Annotated in this window: 1 protein-coding gene; it reads right to left on the bottom strand. The window is 54.8% G+C overall.

The features are described 5' to 3' along the window. A partial coding sequence (locus tag ACERLL_RS17715) for a WD40 repeat domain-containing protein (RefSeq protein WP_373657424.1) occupies positions 1–1,727 on the bottom strand: 1,727 nt, incomplete at its 3' end. Positions 1,728–1,842: the final 115 nt, after the last annotated feature.

The raw sequence follows: 1,842 nt of genomic DNA, 5'->3' as shown, positions 1-1,842 counted from the left end.
ACCAGCAGCTCCCCCGTGGCGATCTCCCAGAGGCGGATGGTTTGGTCCGAGCTGCCGGAGACCAGCAGGCGGCCGTCAGGAGAGGGGGCCACTGAGGTGATGTACTCCGAGTGACCAATATACTCGTGCAGCTTTTCTCCAGTGTGGGCGTCATAGCTCGCCAGATAGCCATTTCGCCCCCCGCTGATCACCGTGTTTCCGTCCGGGGTCAAGGTCAGGGCGGAGTGAGTACTGGAGGCCTTCCCTTTTCGATTTATCCGGCGCACTACTTGCCCATAGCGCAGAATCTCCAACTTCCAGTGATTAGGATGACCATCATCGGGGTCTGGTTGGACGCGGATCTCCGTATTGCCTACTCCTTGGATTCCCCGTTGCCACCCAGATTGCGATACGACGGCATTGCGACTCCCCGTAGGGTTCTTCGGGAGGGGAAGGAAAAATCGGTTTTGCAAGGTATGTTCTTTGGAGAACCTGTCAAAAGAATCTGCGTGTTTCCGCGCCCACCCAATAGCACCCCCCTTTTCCGAGAAACCCACTGCTGAAATCACCCCCGAACCAACTCCTGATAGTCGGTTATAAACCTTGTCTTTTTCAGGGGCCCATATCTGAACAATTATGTCATTTTTACTATTAAAAGGACCAGCGGTTCCTACAATATTCTTTGCCTTGTTCCAAACAAATCCAGACCTATGATCTATTACCCGCTTGGGAGGTGTTTCGTAAGTTTCCAGAAGCCTCCCCTCTGGGAAGGTATATTCCTCATACCAAAATGGATAATGAGACACCTTCCCGCCCACTTTCTCCAGGTAATAGTTGGAAATAATTAACCTTTCTCCGTCTGGAGATATCGTTGAAAAACCCGAAGTACTGTTGCTCTCCAACGTATCGTCAACAGTTTTCACCAACCCAACAAACTTTCCAGTTTTCGAAGCCCAAATCGCGAAGCCTGCATCCTCTTGTCCGGGCGTACTTCCATTTGTTACTAAATACTTACCATCAGGTGAAAATGATAAAGAATATGTAGCTTCAAAATATCTTGATTTACTTAAATCGCGAACTTCTTCCCCACTTTTTGCATCCCAAATGTAAGCAGACGCTCTTGGATCATAAGGACTAGTAGCTAGGCGATATCCGTGAGGACCCACCATTACACTTCGGACCCCAGCTCCATGAGGCCCGAAAGAGTGAAAAGGTTGCCCACTGTCCAGATCCCAGTAGTAGGCAATCTCATCCATGCTTCCGGATAGCAGATAACGGCCATTCGGAGAAAAATCTAGAGCGTGCACGATGCCCTGGTGCCCCCGCAGCACCTGCTCCACTTCCCCGCTCTGCGCATCCAAAATGCGGATGGCATGGTCCCAGCACCCCACCGCCAATTGCTCGCCGTCCGGAGAAATCGCTCCCGAGTACAGCTTGCCCTGCTCCCCCGGCCCCCGCTGGAGGCGGAAAACCCGGCGTCGCTTGCCGCTGGCCACGTCCCAGATCTGAATGGTCTTGTCCTGAGAAACCGTGTACAGGGTCTTCCCATCCGGTGCGAACATTAGGTCGGCAACAGGGGACTGGTGTCCTCCCGTATCAATCACCAGCTGCGGCGGCCACTTCTCCAGCCGCCGCTCCAGCTCCGGCTGCGACGGGCCCAGGGCATCCTCCGCCGCGGCGACCATGCCGGGCCATACCGATAAGGCCCCCAGCAGCATTCCGCCAATCCCGCCGCGTTTCCATGCCATCCACGATTCCTCCAATTCCGCCCGCGTGCTTGCACAAACCGTGGGCGCCCTACCGCACCCCGATGGGGAAGCTCATGCCCCGCAGGCTGCGCTGCGGCACCTGCTCGTAGCCGAA

The organism is Thiohalorhabdus sp. Cl-TMA, from assembly GCF_041821045.1.
GTDB classification, from domain to species: domain Bacteria; phylum Pseudomonadota; class Gammaproteobacteria; order Thiohalorhabdales; family Thiohalorhabdaceae; genus Thiohalorhabdus; species Thiohalorhabdus methylotropha.
The sequence above is the reverse complement of the archived record's forward strand: the minus strand, read 5'-3'. Positions and strand labels throughout refer to the sequence as shown.